The following is a 23,211-nucleotide window of genomic DNA, read 5'->3' as shown; positions in this document are numbered from 1 at the left end:
AAAATACGGAGGGAGGCGGGGGAGTCAACAACGGCCTGAAGATGCGAAGCATCGCCGTGACAACTCGGGCCGTAAGAGGCTTCAATTTCCGGCGTCAGCCGACGTCCGCCCGAAGGCGAACGCCGGCCGCCGTGTCCTTAGAACGTGTAGGCGAACTTGCCGTAGTAGTAGCCGCCGTTCAGGCCGTACGGCGAGAAGCTCGGATAGATGTCCTGAGCCCCGTTGCCGTTGTCGGCCTCGTCCTCGAGTTCGTCGGCGCTCTTCCTGTCCGGCTTCTTGTCGAACAGGTTGTTGGCGCCGGCCGAGACCTTGAACTGCGGCATGACTTTCCAGGAAACTTCAAGGTCGGTGATGAAAGCGGAATCGACCTTTTCCAGCCAGTACTTGCCGCCATCATAGGTGGCGTATTCGGTGGACTTTCCGTACAGCGTCTCATGCAGGTTCACGCTGATCGGGCCGTGCGAGAAGAGCGCGCCGCCCGAGACCTTGTACTTCGGCGAGGCGGTCTCGAGGTCCGAGATCGCGGCCTTGTCATAGAGCGACGCGCCCGCCAGTTGGGTTGGCGCGGGCGCGATCTTGGTGACCTCGGTCTTGTTGTAGTTGCCCGCCAGGCTCCATTCGACGTGGCCGTAGTCTTCGAAGTCGCTGGAATAGCTCACCACTGCCTCGACGCCGCGAGTCCGGGTGTCCAGGCCGTTGGTGAAGATGTTGATGCCGATGTCGGTGGCGTCGTCGGAGATCGAATTGCCGTTGGCGGCGATGGCGGCGGATACGGCCGCGTAGTTGTGCGCCCCGCCGGCCCCGTACAGCGAGCCGCTGCCGGCGATGCGATCTTTGATCTCGATCTGATAGGCGTCAATCGTAGCGGTCATGCGCGAGATCGGGTGGGCCACGAAACCGACGCTGTAGTTGGTCGATTTCTCGGGCTTGAGGCCAGTGACGCCCACCAGCTTGGCGCCGATGGAGTTCGGCGCCAGCTGCACGAAGGCCGAGGTCGGGCCGACATTGGTGGCCGAGTAGTTCTCTTCGGCCAGGGTCGGGGCGCGGAAGCCCGTGCTGGCCGTGCCGCGCAGGGCGAAGGCGTCGGTGAAATCGTAGCGGCCGGTCAGCTTGCCGACCGTGGTGTCGCCGAAGTCGCTGAAGTGTTCGTAGCGGGCGGCGGCGTCCAACTGGAGGGCCTCGACCGGCTTCAGCGCGAAATCGACATAGACCGCCTCGTTGTCGCGTTCGTGTTCGCCGGCGTCGGTCAGCGAGAAGCCCGGATAGGACTGCGAACCGCCGTTATAGCGCGAGGAATACTCCCCGGCCTTGATCTTGTAGGTCTCGTGCCGCTGCTCGGCGCCAAAGGCGACGTTCAGCGGACCGGCCATGCCGATGTCGAACCCTCGGCTCAGATCCAGGGTGGTGGTCCACTGGGTGGAGAGGAAGGCGCCGGCGTGGAAGGCCGACTGGGTCGAGCCATGGCCCGGCACCGTGGCGGCCGCCAGATAGAGGTCCTTGTTGACAGAGTTGGTGACGTTGATGGCGGCGAAGTCGCGGCCGTAGGTGGTGGACAGGTCCCAGTTCCAATCGCCGAACAGCTTGCCCTCCGCGCCAACCGTCAAGGCGTAGTCTTCCTCCTTGATGGTCTCCATCGGGTTGAAGCCCAGCGGATAGAGTTGTGGCAGGCGGCTAGGCTTGCGGAAGTTCTCATAGGCGCCGGCGTATTTGTGGCCGTAGGTGCCGAACGAATAGAGGTTCACGTCGCCGATCTCGACGCCGCTGTTGAAGGCGAAGGTCGTCAGCTGATAGCGGGCGTCGCCCGAGATCTTGTTGGTGTGCGGATATCCCGCCAAGCTGGCGGCCCAGCCGTTGGCGGCGGTGGCGCCGCGGATCACCCGCTGGTCGTCGCCGCCCCAGTCGCTGAGACCGTGATACCGGGTCTCGGCCGTTATGTTCAGATAGGCGTCGGAGAACGGCGCCAGGCCGATATTGGCCGAGACATTGCCCGTCTCCCCGTCGCCCGCGCTGTACTTGCCACCCGTGACGTCGAGCGAGCCGCCCGAAGCGCTCTTCTTAAGTATGATGTTGACCACCCCGGCGATGGCGTCGGTGCCGTACTGGGCGGCGGCCCCGTCCTGCAGCACTTCGATGTGGTCGATGGCCGACAGCGGGATGAAGTTCAGGTCGGCCGCGGCGCCGCCCTGGTAGGGTCCGCCGAGAACCGCGAGGTTGGCCGTACCGTGCCGACGCTTGCCGTTGATCAGCACCAGGGTGTGATTGGAGCTCAGGCCGCGCAGACGGGCCGACAGCGTCAGGGCCGCAGTGTCGCCGCCAAAGGCCTGGGCGTTGAACGATGGGATCGCCTGGGCCAGGGCCGACATCAGGTCGGGCTTGCCGGCGCCCTTCAGGGCGAGGGAGTCCAGCACCTGGATCGGCGCGGCGCTGTCGACGGCCTTCAGGCCGGAAACCCGGGTGCCGGTGACGATGACGGCCTCGACGGTGTCATTGTCGGGCGTGGGCGGGCTTTCGGCCGCCATGGCGACCTGCGCGACGCCGAAGGATAGCGCGGCCATAGACAAGCTGGCGAGCAAAGCTCGTTTGGTGCGAAACATTGTTGAGTGCCCCTCAAGTTTTCTTGATGACTTGCAGGGTTGGGCCACGCCGCCGACTCTTCGAACCATCATGCGGCTTCGAAGCGCCATAAAAATGAATTGCTGATCTTCTCGGCTAAGTGCCGCCTAACGCTGCCGCTTAATAGAACACTCGAAGTTTTCGTGGATGACGGTGAGTGCGGTCTCGTGCGTCTATTGCAAAGTCGCGTCGTGCGGGTTGGGCGCGATCAGTGGTCCGCCGCTCGAGCCAACTTCCAACGGATCTTGGCGCCCTTTTCGGGCCGGACCTGGCTCTTGAGGACGATCGTCCCGGCCCGTCGGGCGTGGCCATGATCGAAATGGGCGGACGGCGCGATGGCCACGTCCACCGCGTCGTTGCGCAGCCACCAGCCCACATTGGACTGACCCTTGATCAGCACGCTCTTGCCGTCACGGGCCAGGGAGGCGCGGGCGTCGGGATGGAGGTGGAAGCTGATCATGAACGGCAGATAGCGGCGCGGGCCGTCCTCGCCGCCTGAGACGATCGGCAGCAGGCTGTCCTCGCCGCGCAGTTCGTCGGCCTTGAGGTCAAGGAACAGGCGGCGGGCATGGGTCAGGCCCAGGCGTTTCCAACCATCGTGGACGATGTCCAGCCAGACGCCGGTGTCGGCCACGTCGTGGCGCTTGACCTCGACGTCGGCCGCGCCGTCGATCAGCCAGGGGCCCAGCCCGCCAGCCCGCCAGCCCGCCAGGGGGCGTCCGGCCGAGCCGTCGCCCACCGACAGGGTCGAGGCCGCGTCCGAGAGGCGAAAGGCGTTGGCGCCGGCGGCCTCCGGGCTCCAGCCGCAGCTGGTGATCAGCCGGTCCTTGCCGCAGACGATCTCTATGGCGGCCGGCTGGGCGCAGGCCGCGACGCTGAGCACGCCCTTGGCCGGCGGTCCGGCGTCGGCCATCACCTGGATGCTGCCGCCCTGCATCTTCTGATAGCCGACATGCGGCGCGCTCTGCGGCGGGCGTGGCCCTTGGTCGTCATGGGCCAGGGCTGCGGCGACCCGGCGCGAACCGACGGCCTCGCCGCCCTGAAAGGCGGCCAGATGGCCATCCGCCAGTACGAAGAACCGCACCGAGGAGCTCAGGCGGTCGATGGCCCGCCCCAGACTTTCGGGTGCGGGCCGTCCGCGCTGGTTCAAGGCGTCGTCCAGGGTGAGCAGGTCGAACAGCAGCTCCAACCCCGCCTCGGGCGAACGGCTGGCATGACCGCCATCTGGCAGGACGATGAGCTCCATCAGCGCGATGACCCGCTTGAGGCCCGTCGCGATCAGCCGGTCGCTGGCCTTGCCCGACAGGGCGCAGCCGGCGATGGTGACCACGACCGCCCGCTCCAGGGCGCGATGGGGTGCGTCGCAAGCCTTGAGCAGCTGGCGCGCGCCCCGGGCGATGTCGAGCGCTATGGCCGAGATCTCGGCGTCCGACGCTTCCGGCGCCAGGGCCCGGGCCGCGCAGGCCAGGTGGAAGGTGCGCCGCTCCAGCCGCTCGCCGCTCCACGAGAAGGCGTTCCAGACGCCGAACACCCTTCGCCAATCCTGCAGCAGGCGCAGGGCCAGGCGCGACGAGCCGGGTCCGGCCGACATCAAGTGCGGCAGCCAGTCGAAGCCGTGCAGAGCGATGGCGAACTGCCGGGTGGGGCTGGGCTGATCGAAGGGGTCGCCCGTCTCGCCCAGGCGCAGGGCGCCGCCGTCCAGCGCCATGACCCCGTCCAGCAATTGCCGACCCCGCTCCAGGTCCACTGGACGCGGGTCATGCGGATGGGCGGCCAGACCCACCGGGTGGGGGCGACTGATCAGGGCGCGGTGCGGTGGTGAGCCGAACCACTCGCGCTCGACATTGGCCCGCGTCGCCGCGCCCAGGGCTTTCAGGAACACGCCCTTGGTGCGACCCGCGCGGGATCTGCCACGCCCGGAAGGTCCGCCAAGCAAGGCGGAGGACTTACGGACCGACGGTGTCGCGGGAGCCCCCTCCATGTCGCTGGATCAGCCGCCCTTCAAGGCGCGGATATTGTCGGCATAGAAGGCGGGTCCGCCCTTGAACACCGCCGAGCCGGCGACCAGAGCCGTGGCCCCCGCCGCCACGCACTGCGGCGCGGTGGCCGGGGTAACCCCGCCATCGACCTCGATGATGACATCCAGCCCGCGGGCCTCGACCATCCTGCGCAGGGCCTCCACCTTGCGCAACTGACCGGGAATGAAGCTCTGGCCGCCAAAGCCGGGATTGACGCTCATAACCAGCAGCAGGTCGACGTCTTCCAGGATCCATTCGACATGGTCGATCGCCGTCGAGGGGTTGAACACCACCCCGGCCTTGGCCCCCAGTTCGCGGATGCGCTTGAGCGAGCGGTGCAGGTGCGGGCCGGCTTCGGGATGGATGCTGATCAGGTCGGCGCCGGCGGCGCGGAAGGCTTCCAGATAGGGGTCGGCCGGGCTGATCATTAGGTGCACGTCGAACGGGATCGTGGCGTGCGGGCGGATGGCTTTGACGATATCGGGACCCAGCGTGATGTTGGGCACGAAGTGGCCGTCCATCACATCCACATGCACCCAGTCCGCGCCGGCCGCCTCGATGGCGGCGACCTCTTCGCCCAGCTTGGCGAAGTCCGAGGCGAGAATGGACGGGGCGATCAGTGGCGCGGTCATGACCTTGGCTTAGCGGGCTTGGCCTCGCGCGACAAGCGAGCCCGTTGTCGCGCGCGGGTTTGGCGCGGCATCGACTATTTCTTGACGAACCGCGCCGCGAAGAACCCGTCCAGGCCACCTTCGCGGTGGTGTGGCAGGATGCGCAGGGTGCCGCGCGGCGTCAGGCTGGCGGCGGGCGCGCCGCCTTCCTCAGGGACGATCGGGTCCAGCGCCATGTCCGGCCGGCGGGCCAGGAAGGCCTCGACCTGGGCCTCGCCCTCCTCGGGCTCCAGCGAGCAGACGCAATAGACCAAGCGACCGCCAGGCTTAAGACGCCCGGCGGCGCTGTCGAGCAGCTTGCTCTGCACGCCGGCCAGGCTGGCCACGTCGCCCGGACGCGCGGCCCACAGCACGTCGGGGTGGCGGCGGAAGGTGCCGGTGGCCGAGCAGGGGGCGTCGAGCAGCACGGCGTCGAAGGTTCGCGCGTCGTCCCAGGCCCCGGCGTCGGCGGCGATCACCTCGGCGGTCAGATGCGTGCGGGCCAGGTTCTCGGTCACCCGGCCCAGGCGGGCAGGCGAGCGGTCGATGGCTACGACCTGGGCGCCGGCGGCGACCATCTGCATCGTCTTGCCGCCGGGCGCGGCGCAGAGGTCGAGCGCGGTCTCGCCGGGCGTGAGGTTCAGCAGGCGGGCGGGCACGGCGGCGGCGGCGTCCTGGATCCACCAGACGCCGTCCTCGAAGGCCGGCCAAGCCGAGACGTCGCCGCGCCGCTCGGTGCGCAGCGTGCCGCCGGGCAGGATCTCGCCATCCAGCTCGATCGCCAGGGCGGTCGGGTCGAAGTCGGGTTTCAGCGACAGGTCGGTGGCGGGTTCGAAGCCGATCTGGGCGGCGATCGCGTCGGCGGTGTCGCGGCCATAGGCGCTGACCCATCGGGCGTAGAGCCAGGGCGGGGCCAGGTGTTCGGAGGCGTCCGACAGGCCGCCGTCGCGCAGCAGGCCGCGCAACACGGCGTTGACCAGGCCCTTGAACGGTCGGCTGGTCTTGCTGGCCCCGGCCAGTTCGACGCTGGTGGCGACGGCGGCGAAGGCTGGCACCTCCAGGAAAAAGGCTTGGGTCGCGCCCAGCCGCAGCAGGTTGCGCACGCGTGGCGGCGGCTCCTTGGCCAGCTTGCCGGCCAAGGCGCGGTCGATGGGGCCAAGGTGGCGCAGTGCCGCCATGGCCAGGGCGCGCGCGAAGGCGCGCTCCCGCGGTTCGAGAAAGCGGAAAGCGTTGGCCGAAGCGGCCTCGTCGAGGCCCCCGCGTCGCGACAAGGCCGCTTCGATGAGGGCGAGAGCGCCTTCCCGTGCGGGGAGGCCGTCATTGAGTTCCTGAGTCACCGCCTCGCCGTGCCCCGAGGCGACGGCGAGCGCAAGCTTTTTGGCGTGAAGGGTGTTAAGAAGCGCCGATGTCCGAGACCGATCTGCCGCCTGGCGCGGCCCCCGACAAGCCCCTGACCCCGGCCGCCCGCCGCGCCCTCGAAGAGGCCGCCGCCCGCCGCGCCGGCGCTCAGGTCGCCGCCCTGCCCACCGAGGAAGGCGGTCGAGACGGCCCCGAGCCGACGCGGTTCGGCGACTGGGAGCGCAAGGGCGTCGCGGTGGATTTCTAAACCCCCTCCATTTCCGCCACCACCTTCAGCGCCGCTTCGCGCGGGTCGTTGGCCGCCGTGATCGGGCGGCCGCAGACCAGGTGACTGGCGCCGGCCTTCAGGGCGTCGGCGGGGGTGGCGGCGCGGGCCTGGTCGTTCTTGGCGGCCCAGAAAGGGCGCACGCCGGGCGTCACCACCAGGAAGTCGGGTCCGGCGATCTCGCGGGCCAGGGCGGCCTCCTGGGGCGAGGAGACGATGCCGTCGACGCCGCAGTCCACCGCCTGGCGAATGCGCCGGGCCACGAGGTCGCGGGTTCCGAAGGCGTATCCCATCTCGATGAGGTCGGCGTCGGTCAGGCTGGTCAGCACGGTGACGGCCAGGATCTTCAGGCTCGAGCCGCCCTTGGCCTTCACGGCAGCGGCCATCACCTGCGGTTCGGCATGGACCGTCAGCAGGTCGCAGCCCGCGCCGGCCAGCACCCGGGCCGAGCGCTCCACCGTCGCGCCGATGTCGTGCAGCTTCCAGTCCAGGAAAACCTGCTTGCCCTGGCGCTTCAGGTCGCCGGCGAAGGCCATGCCGTCGGTGGCCAGCAGCTCCAGCCCGATCTTGTAGAACGACACGGCGTCATCCAGCGCCTCAACCATCTGGCGGGCCTCAGCGACGCTGGGAAGATCGAGCGGGACGATCAGGCGCGGATCGGCGGTCATGGGCGAGGTCCCCGGGTGTGGCGCGCGGCGACGCTTCACCCTAAGAAGGGCGAGCACCAAACGCGGATTGAAGGCTAAGCAGGTCGAATGAGCCAGGCAGAACTCGCCGTCAACTTCTTCGTCGCGCTGTTCGCCCTGATCGACCCGATCGGCAACGTGCCGCTGTTCGCCGCCGCCACCCTGGGCGCGGCCGGAGCCGGCCGGCGAATGGTGGCGCTCTATATCGGCCTGTTCGTCGCCGCTTTCCTGATATTCTTTTATTTCACCGGGGTGTCCTTGCTGGAGTTCTTCGGCATCTCGATGCCGGCCTTCCGCATCGCCGGCGGCATCATCCTGTTCATCCTCGGGCTCGACATGGTGCGCGACGACTTCACCACCATGTTCGCCGACGCGGCCGAGGGCATCGAGGGCCAGTCGGCGCGGGTCTATGCCAAGCAGCGGTTCGAGCGGTTGATCGTGCCCTTCGCCATGCCGCTGCTGATCGGGCCGGGCGCGATCTCGACGGTGATCATCTATGCCAGCGAGGCCAAGAGCTTTGGCCTGGCGGGCATGGCGATCGGCTGCGCGGTGATCGCGGCGGTGTCGGTGGTGCTGGTCGCCGTCTTCTGGGCCTCGCCGATCATCAGCCGGGTGCTGGGCCGGATCGGCATGAGCATCGTGGTGCGGGTGCTGGGCCTGATCCTCTGCGCCCTGGCGGTGCAGTTCGTGCTGATTGGTGTCGGCGACGCGACCAAGGGCCTGATCCGGGCCGACGCGAAGGCGCCGTACCTGGAGCACAGGTAGCTCAACATTCCTCCATCCCCCTCGTGCAACCCTGTGATCGGGCGCGACGAAGCCAAGGCTGCTGGCGCATCAAAATGAGGCTTGCGACGTCATAGCCTTCGTGTGGCGGCGACGAATGCGCGCTAGCCGCGCTAGCCGCGCTAGCCGCGCTAGCCGCGCTAGCCGCGCTAGCCGCGCTAGCCGCGCTAGCCGCGCTAGCCGCGCTAGCCGGGGCCATGGCCCCGGCTAACCTGGCTAGCCTCAATAAGGCAGCTGCTCCGGCGGGGGCGTGCCGGGAGCCGGGGTCTCGGCCGCCGGACCCTGCGGCGTCCCCGGACCCGTCAGTATGTCTCCGATCGGGTCGTCGGTGACTGGGGCCGGGGGCTCGACGACGCCGCCGGGGATCGGGGTGGCCTTCAGGCGCGGCAGGGCGGCGCTCATGAAGGTCTTCCAGATCTCGGCCGGCGCGCCGCCGCCGGTGACCTTCTTCATCGGGGTATTGTCGTCCTTGCCGGTCCATACCGCAGTGACGAAGCCGCCGGTATAGCCGACGAACCAGGCGTCCTTGTAGTCGCTGGTGGTGCCGGTCTTGCCGGCGATGTCGTAGCTGGCGACCTTGGCCCGCGCCCCGGTGCCCGAGGCCACGACCTGGCGCATCATCTGGTTCATATATTGCAGTGACGGCGAGCCGATGACCGCCGGGCGCTGGCCCTTGTCGACACTGTGGTCGTACAGAACCTTGCCGCTGGTGGTGCGGATGCGCTCGATGCCGTAGCCCTTGGCCAGGAAGCCGCCGTTCGAGAACGGGGCGTAGGCCTGGGCCATCTCCATCGGGCTGACCTCAACCGCGCCCAAGGCCATGGACGGGTCGAGCTGGATCTTGCTGGTGATCCCCAGGCGGCGGGCGGTGGCGGCGACGTTGCTGGTGCCGACCTCATTGGCCAGGCGCGCGGCGACGGTGTTGATCGACTGGGCCAGGGCCGTCTGCAGGGTCATCTGGCCCAGATACTTGTTGGTGTAGTTCTTGGGCTCCCACGTGCCGATCTTCACCGGCTCGTCATTGACCACGACGCTGGGATTGCGGCCCTGGTCCATGGCGGTGAGATAGACGAACGGCTTGAAGGCCGAGCCGGCCTGGCGGCGGGCGCTGGTCGCGCGATCGAACTGGCTCTCGCTGTAGTCGACGCCGCCGACATAGGCCCGGATGCGTCCCTCGCCGTCGATGGCCACAAGGGCCGCCTGCTGCACACCCTGAGCCTTATGACCCTCGACGCCCAGTTGCACCGAACGCTCGGCCGCCACCTGGATCGGCAGGTCCAGGGTGGTCTCGACGACCAGGTCCTCGGTCGGTTCGCCGACCAGCGAGCGGACCTGGGCGTCGACATAGTCGGTGAAATATTGGGCGCGCTGATTGGCCAGGGTCGCCGAGACCCGCACGGGTTCGGCGAAGGCCTGGTCGCGCTGTTCGGCGGTGATCGCCCGCATCCGCACCATCTCGTCGAGCACTATGGTGGCGCGGCGAGCCGCGCGGTCGCTGGCCGAGACCGGCGAATAGCGGGCGGGCGCCTTCATCAGTCCGGCCAGCAAGGCGGCCTCGCCCACGGTCAGCTGTGAGGCGGGCTTGTTGAAATAGCGCTGCGAGGCGGCCTCGATGCCATAGGCCCCGGCCCCGAAATAGACCCGGTTCATGTAGAGTGCCAGGATCTGCTTCTTGCTGAACTTCAGCTCCAGCCAGACGGCCAGGATCAACTCCTGGGCCTTGCGGCGATAGTTCTGGGCGGGGCTGAGGAACAGGTTCTTGGCCAGCTGCTGGGTGATGGTCGAGCCGCCGCGCTGCGGGCCGCCACGATGGCTGATGTTCCAGATGATCGAGCGGCCGATGCCCCAGGGATTGAAGCCGATGTGGTGGTAGAACTGGCGGTCCTCGATCGCTACGAAAGCGGCCGGCACATAGGGCGGTAGGGCGTCCAGATCGACGGGCGGCGCATATTGGCTGCCGCGAACGGCCAGCAGGGCGCCGGAGCGATCCAGATAGTTGATCGAAGGCTGGCGTTTGACGTCGTAAAGCTTGGAGGTGTCGGGCAGGTCGCTGGCGAATACCGCGAAAAAGGCGACCACGAAGATCAGGCCCCAGACGCCGAGCACGATCGTCCAATACAGCAGCGCCTGCAGAGGCGTGCGCTGCGGCTTCGCCGGCCTGTTCCCGCCGAAGGTACCGTTGGCCATGTCGTCCTGTTCCCGAAAGGCGCGGGTGTCCCGAGGTCGCGCCGAAATCCGTTTAACCGAAGCTCACAGAACGCGCGACAAGATTGACGAGGCATGAACGCCGCCTTCCCCATCTTGCGGCGCAAGCGTGTTCATGTCTCGTTTCAGCTTCCGATCGCGCTGAAACCAGGGTGATGAGCCGCTTTGCAGGGCCGTTGAAGCCGATGTCGGCTTTTGAGCCAATTTCCGGGGCTAGATCGTGGCGCCGCGCTTGGCCTTGTGGCCGGGCGCTGTCAGAACACGCTCGTGCACGATCAGCCTGACTCAAGTTTCGACCGCTATTCCCCTGGGCCGCCGCCCTCGATCGAGGCGGCTCGCGAGGTCTTGCGCCGCACCTTCGGCCATGCCGAGTTCCGCGGCCTGCAAGCCGGGGTGATCACCGAACTGCTGGAGGGCCGCAGCGCCTTGGCCGTGCTGCCAACCGGCGGCGGCAAGAGCCTGTGCTACCAGATCCCCGCCCTGATCCGTCCGGGCCTGGGCCTGGTGGTCTCGCCGCTGATCGCCCTGATGGCCGACCAGGTAGCCGGGCTGCAACAGGCCGGGGTCGCCGCCGAGCGGCTGGACAGCAACACCTTGCCGGCCGAGCGAACCGAAATCTGGCGGCGGATTGACGCCGGCGGGCTGGACTTGCTGTATCTGTCGCCCGAAGGCCTGATGCAGCCGTCGATGCTGGAGCGGCTGTCACGCCTGGCCCTGTCGCTGGTCGCCGTCGACGAGGCCCACTGCGTCAGCCAGTGGGGTCACGACTTCCGGCCCGAATACCGCATGCTGGGTCGCCTGGCCGAGGTCTTCCCCCATGCCCCGCGCCTGGCGGTCACCGCCACCGCCGACGCCCGGACCCGCGACGATATCCGCAGCGAACTACGCCTGCAGGGCGCGGCCGAGTTCGTCGACAGCTTCGCCCGCCACGAACTGGCCCTCAATGCTGAACGCAAGAAGGGCAAGGGCCACGAGCGGGTCATCGAACTGGTCACCGAGCGGCCCAACCGGGCCGGCGTGGTCTATGCCGGCAGCCGCGACTCCACCGAGAAGCTGGCCGAGAAGCTGATCGCCGAGGGCATTCCAGCCCTGGCCTACCATGCCGGCCTCGACAGGACCGTCCGGGCTCGCCGGCTGGAGGAGTTCCTGGAGGCCGACGAGGCGGTGATGGTCGCGACCATCGCCTTTGGCATGGGCGTCGACAAGCCGGACGTCCGCTTCGTGATCCACGCCGATCCGCCGGCCGCCATAGAGGCCTATTGGCAGGAGATCGGCCGGGCCGGCCGCGACCGCCAGCCGGCCGAGGGCATTACCCTCTATAGCTCCGCAGACCTGGCCTGGGCCGTGCGCCGCATCGACGGCCAGAGCGCGCCCGACGAGGTCAAGGCGGTGCAACTGCGCAAGCTGCGGCAGTTCTACGCCATGCTTGAGGGCGTCACCTGCCGCGCCGCCGCCGTTCGCCGCTATTTCGGCGAGGAGGGGGTCGAGCGTTGCGGCGTCTGCGACATCTGCGTTTCGCCCCCCACTGGCGTGGATGCGACCCAGGCCGCCCAGAAGGCCTTGTCGGCGGCCCACCGCATGGGCGGCCGGTTCGGGCGCGGCCGGTTGATCGACCACCTGCTGGGCAAGACCAAGGACGTCACCCAGGCCGAGGCCCAGATGTCGACCTTCGGCATCGGCAAGGAATTCAGCCCGCAAGGCTGGCGCGAGCTGCTCGACACCTTGGTGTTCGAGGGCCTGCTGCGCGAGGATCCCAATGACGGCCGGCCGTTGATCGGTCTGGGCGACGGCGAGGGGGTGCGCCAGGTCTATCGTGGCGAACGGCTGGTCTCCCTGCGCCAGCAGCCTGCCACCGCCGAGGCGCCTGGCCGCGCCGGCGGCGCGGCGGCGGGCAAGACGGCCCGCAAACGCCAGGCCCTGACCGTGCCGCTCGAGGACCAGGCTGTGTTCGAGGCCCTGCGATCCTGGCGTCGCGAGGCGGCCCAATTGCAGCACGTGCCGCCCTATGTGATCTTCCACGACGCCACCCTGGCCGAGATCGCCGCCGCCCGCCCCGGCACGCTAGGCGCCCTGGCCAAGGCCGGCGGCGTTGGCCAGGGCAAGCTGGACCGTTATGGCGATAGCGTGCTCAAGGTGGTGCGCGACAACTAGGCTGGCGGGTTGCCTGGCCGAAACGATTTGCCTTCCGGCGCGTTACGTCTTTCAGCTCTCCTCCCCGTGGGATTTCGTATGACCGACTTCACGATCAAGGCTCCAGCCCCGAAGACCACGGCCAAGACCGGCGCCAAGCGCGCCAAGGCCGCCGTGGACAAGGCCGTCGAGACCGTCACCGAGAAGGCCCATGTCGCCGCCGAGTTCGTCGGCGAGAAGGCCGAGATCGGCAAGACCTGGACTCTTGAAAAAGCCCAGGCGGCCCATGTGGTCGCCGAAGAGCGCCCTGTCGCCCTGGCTGTGGGGACCTTCGTCGCCGGCCTGGTGTTTGGGTTCCTGCTCGCCCGTAATTTCGACCGTTAGGCCGGGAGCGCCAAGTTAGAGGGCGAGGCGCTCGGCATTGACACCGGCGGCACGCAGCGCCGCCATCCTTGCGAAGGCCAGGGTGAGCGCCTTGCGGCGCGGCGGTGCCAGCGGCGTGACCGGAGCCTCGCGCACCACGGCCCCACCAAAGCCGTCGGCGACGATCAGACCTGGATCGTCGGGCAGAATTCCTTCAGGAAAATTCGGCGCGACCGCAAAATAGAAGGCGTCGCAATAGGGCGCGTATTCCGGCCATTTGCGGTCGATGCGGAAGTCCTCCAGCCCGGACTTCACCTCGATGATCAGCACGTCGCCCTTGCGGCCCAGCGCCATCAGGTCGGCCCGCCGGCCATTGGGCAGGGTCACCTCGGCCAGGGGCGCATAGCCCAGCGACACCAGGAACCGCGCCGCGCCCCGCGTCACCAGGTCGGTGGTCTGAGGCCGTGAAGGCCGAAGGTCGATGACGACGTCCATGCCGGAACCATGTTCCAGCTTTGTTCGGGTTTCAAGGGGGTCAATAGTGGTAACGGCATTGGGCGATTTCCAGCCTCTGGTCTTCGCCTGAACCGGCCACGCGATAAACCAGCCTGTCCTCTAGCGTGATGCGCCGCGACCACCAGCCCTTCAGGTCGCCCTTGAGCGGCTCAGGCTTGCCCGTGCCCTTGAACGGCATGCGGGAACATTCCTTGATTAGGGCGTTCACACGATCCACCACAGCCTGATCAGTGGCCTGCCAATGCAGATAGTCTTCCCAGGCATCCTGCGAAAAGACGAGCTTCACAGCTCGATCAGCGTCCGCTCAGATCCTTGCCCACTCTCCAGCTGGGCGATCGACCTACGCAGGCGTTCGGCATTGGTCGACGACGAGAAGAGGTGGATCGTTTCTTCCATCGCGTGCCAGTCCGACAGCGAAACCATGACGACGGACTCGGCCTTCTGGCGGGTGACCACGACTGGAGCGCGGTCATCGACGACACGGTCCATGACCTCTTTGAGATTGGCGCGGGTGTCGGAGTAGCTGAGCACGTCCATCGCGATCCTCCATGATCGACGATGACCAATATGTACAAAATTCCGTACAAATCAAGATGTGTGCTGCGTCACGCGTAGCATCGTCGTGTCGTAGCCCATTGCGCGAGCCCGGTTGGTCAGGGTCTTGAGCTCCGTCGGTGTCGGCGGCTTGCGCGTCAACAGCCACAGATACTTGCCGGAGCCCTCGCCGACGATCGACCAGCTGTAGTCTTCGGCGTGATCGAGCACCCAGTAGTCGCCGACATAGAACGGGCCGAAGAACGAGACCTTCAGCTTGGCTTGGCGAGTCGCGTCGACGACCTTGGCCTTGCCCTCGCTGACCTTGACCGGTCCGGTCGGCCCGCCCTGGTGGCAGGTGTTGACCACCCGGATCAGGCCGTCGGGGCGTTTGGAATAGTCGGCCGTGACCCCGTCGCAGCCCTTCTCGAATCGCATGTCGTAGCGGGCCGCCTCATACCAGCGGCCGGCATAGCGATCGAGATCCACGGCCTTGGCGGGCTGGGGCGGGTTCCTGTTACCGCTGGGGCCGGCCACGCAGGCGACGAGACCGATCGCGGTCAAGAGAACGGCGGCGAAGCCGAGGAGGCGGCGGGTCATCAGCGACCTCAGGCCGGCGGCTGCTTGGGGAATTCCAGCTTGGCGTAGCCCAGGGCCTTGACCCTCGCCAAGGCGGTGGCCCTGGCGGCTGGGCTCATCACGGCGTCGCGCGACAGAAGCCAGACGAAGTTGCCGCCCGGCGTGGCCATGATCGCCCAGGACTGGTCGCCGGCCCGGTCCAGAACCCAGTATTCCTGCTTCTTCAGCCCTCCCAGGAAGCTCATCCTGAACTTGGCGTTCTGGCTTCCGGCGGCGATCTTGCCCGTGGTGTTGAAGGTCTTAGGCGGCCCGGAAGCGCTGCCCTTATGGCAGATCTGGACGACCGTGAAGCCCTCGGCGCCCTTGTCAGTGAACTGGGTGGTGGCGGCCTGGCAATCGCGCTGGCCCGCATTGGGCGTGCGGGCGACCTCGTACCATTTTCCGGTGTAGAAGGCCGCCGAAACCGGCTTGGAAGGTGGCTGGGCGGCCGCGAGCGCCAGGCTGGGCGCCAGACTCGGGGCGAGTGTCGCGACCAGGGTCGCGGCCAGAACGAACGATCGGATGCGCATGTCGCCACCTTGCCTCACAAGACGCCATAAACGCAAAGCGCCTCGCCGGGGTTCCCCGTCGAGGCGCTGAGAAACAAACCGAGGACCCTATTCGGCGGCGATGGTCACAGGGGCAGAGGGCCGATCCCGGAAGTTGATGGCCTGCAGGTGGCGGATGCCCTCCTCGGCGATGTCGTCGCCGACCATCCGGTCGCCTTCGGACTTCAGCTCATCGATATCGACATACATCGCGTAGAACGCCTTGGTGCGTTCGGTGATGATGCCGGCGTTCAACAGCGTCTTGACCAGCACCCGGAAGATGTTGGTCTGCTCCTTCATGGCCTCGCGACGGACATCGTCGGTCATGATCTTCCCGTACTCCTCGACCACCTTGTCGGGATCAAGCCCGAACTCGGCGTAGAGATCGAGCTGCTGGTGCGGCGAGACCAGGTTGAACAGCAGGGTCTGGAAGCAGTGCGCCGCCCAGTCCTCGATGATCGCGTGCTCCTCGGGGCTCAGCTTGGGGACGGTGCGGTCAGCCCAGATCTTGCCGAACTTGTGGTGGAAGGCCTCGTCGGTCATCACCAGCTGCAACATCTTCTTGCCGACCGGATCGTTAATCTGGTTGTAGAAGGTGGCGAAGGCGCCCATGGCCAGGCCCTCGACCAGCATCTGCATGCCGATGATCTTCTTGTAGACCTCCGGCGCGCCGATGATCTCGATCAGCAGGGTCTTCAGGGCCGGGCCGCACTCGACCGGCTTGCCCCAGCGGGCCTTGATGTACTTGGCGAAGGCCGTGACGTGACGGGCCTCTTCGCGGGTCTGGTTGGCGGCGTATTCCTGGGCGCCCTGGTCCTTCAGCACGTGGCACAGCGAGGCCGACAGGTTCAGAGCGCCCTGCTCACCATGCAGGATCGAAGAGAAGCTGCGCAGCACCGACTGGTTGATGAAGCGGATGCGCTGCTTGGGATCGGACAGGTGGTTGGAGACGTAGTCGGTGGACAGGGCGATGACCAGCTCCTCGGGAACCAGGGCCTGGTTCTCCATGTCGAACGGCTCGTCGAAATCGATATAGGCCTTGTCCAGCGGGTCCCAGAAGTGGTCGTGGGTCGCGGAGATGATCTTGTCGAAGGCCGTGGAGCGGTTGTTGTAGCGGTCCAGCTCGAGCATCGACTCGAAGTCGTCCGGCGCCACCGCGTCGTACATGGCGTCCTTGGTGATGTTCTTGTCCGTCATGGGGGGCTCCTCGCCTAAGGGGCTGGACAGGGCCCGTCTGACGCGGGTCTCTGGCCTATCTGAACACTGTCAACTCAAAGGGCGGGCGGGGTCAAATTAAAAGTGACGACCGCGTCAAGTTTGAAACGCGCCGGGGCTTGGTGACAAGTGTGTGGTCCCACGCCAATCTGGCTGTGAGCGGTTGAAAAGTGTCGCGGAGCGCCGGACGACGTCCGGAGTGTTTTGAACAGTGTGCCGTTTCGACGAAGGCGATCGCTCCGCGCCATCGTTATCCGTCCGCGTCCGGTGGGCAGCCCTGTTGAGACTTAGCCGAATCCGGTGTGAACCGTTTCCGGTCCAAACGGGTGACGAGGGCGCGGATCAATGGACACGCACGCTTGTTCCCCGTCGACGCCGACGGCGGGCGGGGCCTACAACGCCAGGCTCCCCGGACACGCTGGAGTAACTCCCTCCAGCCCAGTCCCGCTCGATCGCCCCCCGCCGCCGCATCGGTCGCTGGCCATGCGCCCTTCCCCCGCGACGAGGTGAGATCAGCATACGGGAGGTTTGAGTGCGCCAGCGGTTGTGACGCTGGTTATTTTTTTGGGCGTTGAAGTTGCCGGAGTTTGAGGTTGCGATTGTGGGGATGGCGCGACGGCGATCCCCGCCGGGGACATTCACTCATTCCACGACCTGTCAAAACCTGTCGGGACGGTGGGGTGAGTGCGTGTCCTCACCGTCATCCCGGACGCTTAAAGACTATCCCTGCTTCAACCACCAACGCAGCGGGCGAAGATGGGGACACGCACTCACGGCCAAGCCACTGCAACCCGGCCAAGGCCGGGGCATGAGTGCATGTCCCCAGCTGCGCGCGCCCAAGCCCCTCGCGCCCTAAGCCGAGATCGCGTGAAGCTCCGCCGCATGAGCTCGCAGCCAGGCCCGGTGGGGGGCCGGATCGCCGGCCAGTTGACCGCACAGGGCCCAGAACCGAGGCCCGTGATTGGCTTCGATCAGGTGAGCGCATTCATGGGCGACGACGTAATCGGCCACGTCGAACGGCGCTAGCACCAGCCGCCAGCTATAGCGGATCGCGGCCGGGGTTCCGGGCCTGGCCGGCCGGCAGGACCCCCAGCGAGCCTTGGGGTCGGCGACGGCCACCGAGGGCATGGGGCGGTTCAGGGCGGCGGCGTGGTGGGCGGTGCGTTCGGTCAGCCGGGTCAGGGCCTCGCGCTTGGCCAAGCGGAGAATGCGCAGCGACCATGTGCTGTCGTCAGGGGCGATCAGGGCGTCGTCGGTCATTTTCGGCCGGCCAGAGCCGACCTCAAGTCGGTAGGGCCGGTCCAATAGGCGCAACACGCCGCCCGGCGCGACCACCTGGCGGGTGGGCAGGGCGGCCAGCTGGCCGGCGATCCACTCGGCCTTCTCGTGGGCGAAGGCCACGGCCTCGGTCAGGCGGCGCGGGGTGGGAGCCAGGGCCACCACCTCGGACTTGGCGCGATCGACCCGCAGCGACACCCGCCGGGCCCGGCCATCAACCTTAAGCCGCACCGCGCAGCCGCGCACGTCCAGCCGGTCACCGTCGGCATAGCGCTGCGGGCGGAAGAGATTCATGTCCTCTAGATCGCCCGTCGCGGTACGTCACGCAAGGCTGGCGACAAGCTGGGACTACACATTGGGAAGCGCCAAGCGCACTCGAATCCGTCTTCCCGGCGAAGGCCGGAACCCAGATTCATCCAGAGCGGCTCGTGGGTTTCATCTGGGCCCCGGCCTTCGCCGGGAAGGCGGGGGAGGGGCGGCGCCGGAGACAAAGACGCCTCAAATGTTGAAATTCGGGTCGCTCTTGCGGATGAAGTCGCGGACGCGGGGATAGATTTCCTCGCGGAACCGCCGGCCGTTGAACACGCCGTAATGGCCGACATTGGGCTGGACGTAGTCTTCCTTCTGATCGTCCGACAGCCCCGAGCACAGGCCGTGGGCCGCCTGGGTCTGACCGATGCCGGAAATGTCGTCGTTCTCGCCCTCGACGGTCATCAGGCCGATGTCGGTGATCGCCTCGGGCTTCACCAAGCGGCCGCGATGCATCAGCTCGCCCTTGGGCAGCAGGTGCTGCTGGAAGACGATGTCGATGGTCTGCAGGTAGAATTCCTCGGTCAGGTCCAGCACCGACAGATATTCGTCGTAGAATTCCAGGTGCTTGTCGGCGCTGTCGCCGTCGCCCTTCACCAGGTCCTGGAAATAGCGCTGGTGGGCTTCCTGGTGCTTGGCCTTATTCATGCTCATGAAGCTGGCCAGCTGTACGAAGCCCGGATAGACGCGCCGGCCCATGCCCGGATAGGGCGGCGGCACGGTGTAGATCATGTTGGACTGGAACCAGGCGAAGGGCTTTTCCTCGGCGAGATTGTTCGTCACCGTGGGAGAGAGTCGCGCGTCGATCGGCGAGCCCATGAAGGTCATGCTGGCCGGGCGCGAAGGGTCGTTGTCCTCGGCCATCAGGGCCGCGGCGGCCAGGACGGCTGGACCGGGCTGGCAGACGGCCACCACATTGGGGCGCGGACCCAGCACCGCCAGCATCTGGCGGATGTGGTCGATATAGTCGTGGAAGTCGAACCTGCCCTCGAGCACCGAGACCTCGCGGGCGTTGATCCAGTCGACGACGAATACCGCGTGGTCGGGCAGGAAAGCCTCGACCGTACCCCGCAACAGGGTCGCGTAGTGACCGGAGAGGGGCGCGACGATCAGCACGGCGGGATCGAGGCTGAACTTGCCGGCCCGGCGCATGTCGGACATGTCGCGGTCGAACTGGATCAGCCGCGCCCAGGGGCTCTCCCAGACCACGGTGGGCCGCACCCGCACATCGACCTGGCCGACCTTGATGCTGTCGATGTTCCAGGCCGGCTTGCCATAGCGACGGGTGACGTTGGAAAACAGGTCGGCTCCGGCGTGGAGACGCCGGCCGACATCGCTATTCGCCGCCGGGTTCAGCGGCGAGCCCCAGAAATCGCGGGCGGCGCGAGCCGCCATACGGAGGGGCGTGGAGGCGTAAAAATTTGCCTCGTGCAGGGCGTACAGCATGGCGCATCCAATATGTTGCAACGCAACATAACACGCCGCACCCTAAGAAAGTACAGCCTTCCGGTAGCGCTGCAGGGCCGCGGCGTTTTATCTGCCCGCCATGGCGTCCTTGATCTGCCGGGCGATCTCCTCGGGGGGCAGCCCATAGGCCAGCGGCTTGACGAAGCGGCCCTTGGGATCGACCAGATAAATCACCGTCGTGTGATCGACCGTGTAGTCCGGCCCGTCGCCGACCTTCTTGGAATAGACGCGGTAGGCCTTGGCGGCGGCGGCGGTCTGCTCCGGCGTGCCGGTTAGGCCCAGGGTGTTCCTGGGCAGGTAGTCGGCCGACAGATAGGCCTTCATCTGCTGGGGTGTGTCGCGCGCCGGGTCCACCGAGACGAAGACGATCCTCAGGTCCTTGGCCTTGGGACCCAACTGGTCGCTGGCCGTCGCCAGGGCCTGCAGCGTGCCGGGGCAGACGTCGGGGCAGTAGGTAAAGCCGAAGAACACCGCGTTCCACTGGCCGTTCAGCACCTTCTCGGTGACCGGTTGGCCGTCTTGGTCGACCAATTGGAACGGGCCGCCGATCAGCGCCGGTTGAGGCTGGCGCTTGAACATCCCGGCGCCGACGATCAGCGTTCCGGCGATCAGGACAGCGGCCATGGCGGCCAGAATGGCGACTACGCGATGACGCGGCATCGGCTCTCGAACCTTTCGTTCTCGCCAGACGGGAAAGTCTGGCCCTATGGTGCGACATGGCAGACGCTTCGTTCAGGAACGCGCCGCACAGTTCGCCGCGGACGGGGCTCGATAGGCCCGACGGGGAGACGGCGCAAGACGAGGACTGGTCCTGGGCGGGACCGGGGCTGCGTCGTGGGCGCCTGAGGGTTCGCACCCTGATCGCCCAACGCTGGCTGATGGTGGCGGGCCAGACGATCGCCGTGTTGGTGGCGGGGCCGGGTCTGGACCTGAAGATTCCCTACACCCTGTGCTTCTCGCTGATCGCCTTGTCGGCCTGGCTTAACGTGCTGATCGGCTTGGCGTTCGGGGGGCAACGGATGGCCCGCGAGGGCGAGGCGACGGCCCAGATCGCCTTCGACATCCTGCAACTGACGGGCATGCTCTATCTGACCGGCGGGATCATCAATCCATTCTCCCTGCTGCTGATCGCCCCCGTGACCCTGGCGGCCGCCACCCTGCCGGCCCGGTTCGCCGCGGCGATGGGGGCGCTGGCGGTGGCGGCCTGTCTGGTGCTGGCCGTCGTCCATCTGCCCCTGCCCTATCGTTCGGCAGCGGGTCCCGGCCCCATGCCCGGCATGCTGACCATGATGACCATCGTGCTGTCGCGGGTGCTCGGCATCGCCCTGACCGGCGCCTATGCCTGGCAGGCGGCGACGGAATCAGCGCGGATGGAACTGGCGCTCAATGTCACCGAGACGGTGTTGGCCCGCGAGCAGCGGCTGTCGGCCCTGGGCGCCCTGGCCGCCGCCGCCGCCCACGAGCTCGGCACGCCGCTAGCCACCATCTCGGTCGTCGCCCGCGAGATGGTCCGCAACGCCCCCGACGAGCAGACCCGCGAGGACGCCGAGCTGATGATCGGCCAGGCCGCCCGCTGCCGCGAAATCCTGCAGCGCCTGACCGAGATGCCCGAGGCCAAGGACGCCGTGCACGAGCGGATGAGCCTGGTCCAGTTGGTCCAAGAGACCATCGAGCCGCACATGATCCACGGCGTCCGCGTCGAGGCCGTGGTCAATGGCCCGTCCGGCGAGGCGGCGCCCGACATTTGGCGGCGGGCCGAGGTGATCCATGCCCTGACCTCGATCGTCGAGAACGCCGTCGACTTCGCCCGCGCGGAGGTGATCGTCATCGCGCGTTTCGACGCCCGCGCCGTGGTCATCGAGGTGCGTGACGACGGTCCCGGCTTCTCGCCCGAGGTGCTGGCCAAGCTGGGCGAACCCTATGTGACCTCGCGCCCCGGAGCGGAGGGCTCGCGCACCGGCCATATAGGCATGGGACTGGGCTTCTTCATCGCCAAGACCCTGCTGGAACGAACCGGCGCCACCGTGGATTTCAGGAATGGACGGCGTGGCGGCGCGGTTGTGGCGGCGCGCTGGCCGCGATCGGCGCTGGAAGCGCCGGGCTTCGTGGGCGTATGAGCATGAAACGCTTGCGGTCCAATGGAATCGGGCGACATGATGACCCCCGGGGGTTCAGGTTAAGTATTGGCGCGGGGAGGCGCTGAGTTCATGGCGGATATCGTAGAACTGGTTGCGGCCTTGCCGGACAAGTCCCTGCTCCTGCTCGACGACGACGCGCCTCTCCGGACGCGTTTAGGCCGGGCGCTGGAGCAACGCGGATTTTCGGTGACACTCTGTGCTTCGGTCGCCGAAGCCATGAGTTCTCTACGAAGTCATGCTCCCGCCCACGCGGTTCTCGACATGCGTCTTGAGGACGGCACCGGTTTGAAAGTCGTGGAAGCCGTGCGCGATGCGCGTCCCGACGCCAAGGTCATCATGCTGACGGGCTATGGCAACATCGCAACCGCCGTGGCGGCGGTGAAGGCCGGGGTGATCGACTACCTTTCCAAGCCCGCCGACGCCGACGACGTGGCCCGCGCCCTGCTGGCCGCCAAGGGTGACGCCCCAACCCCGCCGGAAAACCCGATGAGCGCCGACCGCGTCCGTTGGGAGCACATCCAGCGCGTCTACGAGATGTGCGGCCACAATGTCTCCGAGACCGCCCGCCGCCTCAACATGCACCGCCGGACCCTGCAGCGCATCCTGGCCAAGCGCGCGCCGCGGTGACTGCTGATGGGGACATGCGCATGCGCATGTCCCCAATCGTATGGCTCACATCGCCGAAATGCCGCCGTCGACCTTGATCTCCGCGCCGGTCATGAACTTGCTCTCGTCGCTCGCCAAATAGAGCACGGCGTTGGCGATATCCAGCGGCTCGCCGATGCGGCCCAGCGGCACCTGCCGCGCCAGCTTGGCATGGGCCTCCTCCTTGCCGAACCGCGCTGTGAAGCCATCCAGGATCGGCGTGTCGATGAAGGTCGGGTGGATCGAGTTGGATCGAATGTTCAGCCCCTGCTTGGCGCAGTAGAGGGCGATGTTCTTGCTGAGCAGCCAAACCGCCGCCTTGGAAGCGTTGTAGGCCGGCGAATTGCCGTTGGCGATCAGGCCGGCGATCGATGAGAGGTTGATGATCGAGCCCGGCTGGTGGGCCCGCATGTGGGTCAGGGCGTGCTTGGCGCCCAGGAACACCGAGTCGACATTGACCGACATCACCTTTTTCCAGAGCCCGAAATCAAGGCTCTCGATGGGGCCATCGCCGCCGATGCCGGCGTTGTTGACCAGCACCGACAGGCCACCCATCGCCTCGGCCGCCTGTGCCAGAACCTCGATCCACTGGTCTTCCTGGGTGACGTCCAGCTCATAGGCGAAGGCCGTGCCCGCGCCGTGGGCGGCGTTCAACTCGTCGGCCACGGCCTGGACGCCGGAGAAATTGATGTCGGCCACGGCCACCTTGGCCCCGTGCTCGGCCAGCAGACGCGCCGCCGCTGCGCCCAGGCCTTGGGCGCCGCCCGTGATGAAGGCCTTCTTGCCAGCGACCCGGCCCATGCTCTGCGCCATTCGGCGTCCTCCCAATTATAATTCAAACGATAGTTTGAACCGGATGGGCGGCTGGAGG

22 protein-coding genes are annotated in these 23,211 nt (G+C 67.2%); 6 read left to right on the top strand and 16 right to left on the bottom strand.

The window, feature by feature from the left end:
- Positions 1–137 precede the first annotated feature (137 nt).
- The 4 genes from ACP694_RS02570 to ACP694_RS02555 all read right to left on the bottom strand — a co-directional run bounded on the left by ACP694_RS02570 (position 138) and on the right by ACP694_RS02555 (position 6,618).
- Positions 138–2,555, bottom strand: coding sequence for a TonB-dependent receptor plug domain-containing protein (locus ACP694_RS02570; RefSeq protein ID WP_426010157.1), 2,418 nt, complete (start codon positions 2,553–2,555; stop codon positions 138–140).
- A 266-nt stretch (positions 2,556–2,821) separates the two neighbouring features.
- Positions 2,822–4,594, bottom strand: coding sequence for a heparinase II/III family protein (locus tag ACP694_RS02565; protein WP_426010155.1), 1,773 nt, complete (start codon positions 4,592–4,594; stop codon positions 2,822–2,824).
- A gap of 9 nt (positions 4,595–4,603) precedes the next feature.
- Complete coding sequence (gene rpe / locus ACP694_RS02560; RefSeq protein ID WP_426010153.1) at positions 4,604–5,263, bottom strand: ribulose-phosphate 3-epimerase; 660 nt, start codon at positions 5,261–5,263, stop codon at positions 4,604–4,606.
- A 74-nt stretch (positions 5,264–5,337) separates the two neighbouring features.
- Complete coding sequence (locus tag ACP694_RS02555) at positions 5,338–6,618, bottom strand: RsmB/NOP family class I SAM-dependent RNA methyltransferase (protein ID WP_426010152.1); 1,281 nt, start codon at positions 6,616–6,618, stop codon at positions 5,338–5,340.
- A gap of 68 nt (positions 6,619–6,686) precedes the next feature.
- Here ACP694_RS02555 and ACP694_RS02550 point away from each other — a divergent pair, with 68 nt between their 5' ends.
- Positions 6,687–6,887 (top strand): DUF1674 domain-containing protein, encoded by a 201-nt coding sequence (locus ACP694_RS02550; RefSeq protein ID WP_426010151.1) that lies wholly within the window; start codon positions 6,687–6,689, stop codon positions 6,885–6,887.
- Here the strand turns inward: ACP694_RS02550 and pyrF are convergent.
- Positions 6,884–7,573, bottom strand: coding sequence for an orotidine-5'-phosphate decarboxylase (gene pyrF / locus ACP694_RS02545; protein WP_426010150.1), 690 nt, complete (start codon positions 7,571–7,573; stop codon positions 6,884–6,886). The genes ACP694_RS02550 and pyrF overlap by 4 nt on opposite strands.
- An 87-nt stretch (positions 7,574–7,660) precedes the next feature.
- On the opposite strand from pyrF, the gene ACP694_RS02540 reads away from it, so the two are divergent.
- Complete coding sequence (locus ACP694_RS02540; protein ID WP_426010149.1) at positions 7,661–8,356, top strand: MarC family protein; 696 nt, start codon at positions 7,661–7,663, stop codon at positions 8,354–8,356.
- Positions 8,357–8,596: 240 nt separating this feature from the next.
- On the opposite strand, the gene ACP694_RS02535 is transcribed toward ACP694_RS02540, so the two are convergent.
- On the bottom strand, positions 8,597–10,561 hold the full coding sequence (locus ACP694_RS02535; protein ID WP_426010147.1) for a transglycosylase domain-containing protein: 1,965 nt from the start codon (positions 10,559–10,561) through the stop codon (positions 8,597–8,599).
- A gap of 342 nt (positions 10,562–10,903) precedes the next feature.
- Here ACP694_RS02535 and recQ point away from each other — a divergent pair, with 342 nt between their 5' ends.
- A complete protein-coding gene (gene recQ, locus ACP694_RS02530; protein WP_426011276.1) occupies positions 10,904–12,730 on the top strand; it encodes a DNA helicase RecQ in 1,827 nt (608 codons plus the stop codon).
- A gap of 78 nt (positions 12,731–12,808) precedes the next feature.
- Positions 12,809–13,093: a hypothetical protein gene (locus ACP694_RS02525; protein WP_426010145.1), complete on the top strand. Its 285-nt coding sequence runs from the start codon at positions 12,809–12,811 to the stop codon at positions 13,091–13,093.
- Positions 13,094–13,108: 15 nt separating this feature from the next.
- Here ACP694_RS02525 and mmcB read toward each other — a convergent pair whose 3' ends face one another.
- The 9 genes from mmcB to ACP694_RS02480 all read right to left on the bottom strand — a co-directional run bounded on the left by mmcB (position 13,109) and on the right by ACP694_RS02480 (position 20,217).
- Complete coding sequence (mmcB, locus tag ACP694_RS02520; RefSeq protein ID WP_426010144.1) at positions 13,109–13,567, bottom strand: DNA repair putative endonuclease MmcB; 459 nt, start codon at positions 13,565–13,567, stop codon at positions 13,109–13,111.
- A 40-nt stretch (positions 13,568–13,607) separates the two neighbouring features.
- Complete coding sequence (locus tag ACP694_RS02515; RefSeq protein ID WP_426010142.1) at positions 13,608–13,874, bottom strand: Txe/YoeB family addiction module toxin; 267 nt, start codon at positions 13,872–13,874, stop codon at positions 13,608–13,610.
- Positions 13,871–14,125, bottom strand: coding sequence for a type II toxin-antitoxin system Phd/YefM family antitoxin (locus ACP694_RS02510; RefSeq protein WP_426010141.1), 255 nt, complete (start codon positions 14,123–14,125; stop codon positions 13,871–13,873). The genes ACP694_RS02515 and ACP694_RS02510 overlap by 4 nt, the downstream gene beginning before the upstream one ends.
- A 51-nt stretch (positions 14,126–14,176) precedes the next feature.
- Positions 14,177–14,722: a lipocalin family protein gene (locus ACP694_RS02505; RefSeq protein WP_426010139.1), complete on the bottom strand. Its 546-nt coding sequence runs from the start codon at positions 14,720–14,722 to the stop codon at positions 14,177–14,179.
- 8 nt (positions 14,723–14,730) lie between these two features.
- On the bottom strand, positions 14,731–15,270 hold the full coding sequence (locus ACP694_RS02500) for a lipocalin family protein (RefSeq protein WP_426010137.1): 540 nt from the start codon (positions 15,268–15,270) through the stop codon (positions 14,731–14,733).
- 87 nt (positions 15,271–15,357) lie between these two features.
- Complete coding sequence (locus tag ACP694_RS02495) at positions 15,358–16,485, bottom strand: ferritin-like domain-containing protein (RefSeq protein WP_426010135.1); 1,128 nt, start codon at positions 16,483–16,485, stop codon at positions 15,358–15,360.
- An 870-nt stretch (positions 16,486–17,355) separates the two neighbouring features.
- Positions 17,356–18,075, bottom strand: coding sequence for a M48 family metallopeptidase (locus tag ACP694_RS02490; RefSeq protein ID WP_426010133.1), 720 nt, complete (start codon positions 18,073–18,075; stop codon positions 17,356–17,358).
- A 204-nt stretch (positions 18,076–18,279) separates the two neighbouring features.
- A complete protein-coding gene (locus tag ACP694_RS02485; RefSeq protein WP_426010131.1) occupies positions 18,280–19,536 on the bottom strand; it encodes a polyhydroxyalkanoate depolymerase in 1,257 nt (418 codons plus the stop codon).
- Between the two features lie 87 nt (positions 19,537–19,623).
- Positions 19,624–20,217 carry an SCO family protein gene (locus ACP694_RS02480; protein ID WP_426010129.1) on the bottom strand — a complete coding sequence of 198 codons (594 nt, stop codon included), beginning with the start codon at positions 20,215–20,217 and terminating at the stop codon, positions 19,624–19,626.
- 56 nt (positions 20,218–20,273) lie between these two features.
- Here ACP694_RS02480 and ACP694_RS02475 point away from each other — a divergent pair, with 56 nt between their 5' ends.
- Both ACP694_RS02475 and ACP694_RS02470 read left to right on the top strand, forming a co-directional pair.
- Entirely contained in the window at positions 20,274–21,674 is a 1,401-nt protein-coding gene (locus ACP694_RS02475) for an ActS/PrrB/RegB family redox-sensitive histidine kinase (RefSeq protein WP_426010127.1), read from the top strand.
- Between the two features lie 90 nt (positions 21,675–21,764).
- The gene (locus ACP694_RS02470; RefSeq protein WP_426010125.1) at positions 21,765–22,322 is read left to right on the top strand and encodes an ActR/PrrA/RegA family redox response regulator transcription factor; all 558 of its coding nucleotides are present in this window, start codon (positions 21,765–21,767) and stop codon (positions 22,320–22,322) included.
- A 45-nt stretch (positions 22,323–22,367) separates the two neighbouring features.
- On the opposite strand, the gene ACP694_RS02465 is transcribed toward ACP694_RS02470, so the two are convergent.
- Positions 22,368–23,153, bottom strand: coding sequence for an SDR family oxidoreductase (locus ACP694_RS02465; protein ID WP_426010123.1), 786 nt, complete (start codon positions 23,151–23,153; stop codon positions 22,368–22,370).
- Positions 23,154–23,211 lie beyond the last annotated feature (58 nt).

Origin of the sequence: Caulobacter sp. DWR2-3-1b2, assembly GCF_049896345.1 — a bacterium.
Classification (GTDB): Bacteria; Pseudomonadota; Alphaproteobacteria; order Caulobacterales; family Caulobacteraceae; genus Caulobacter.
Note: the sequence above shows the minus strand (reverse complement) of the source record. Positions and strands in the feature narration are given on the sequence as shown.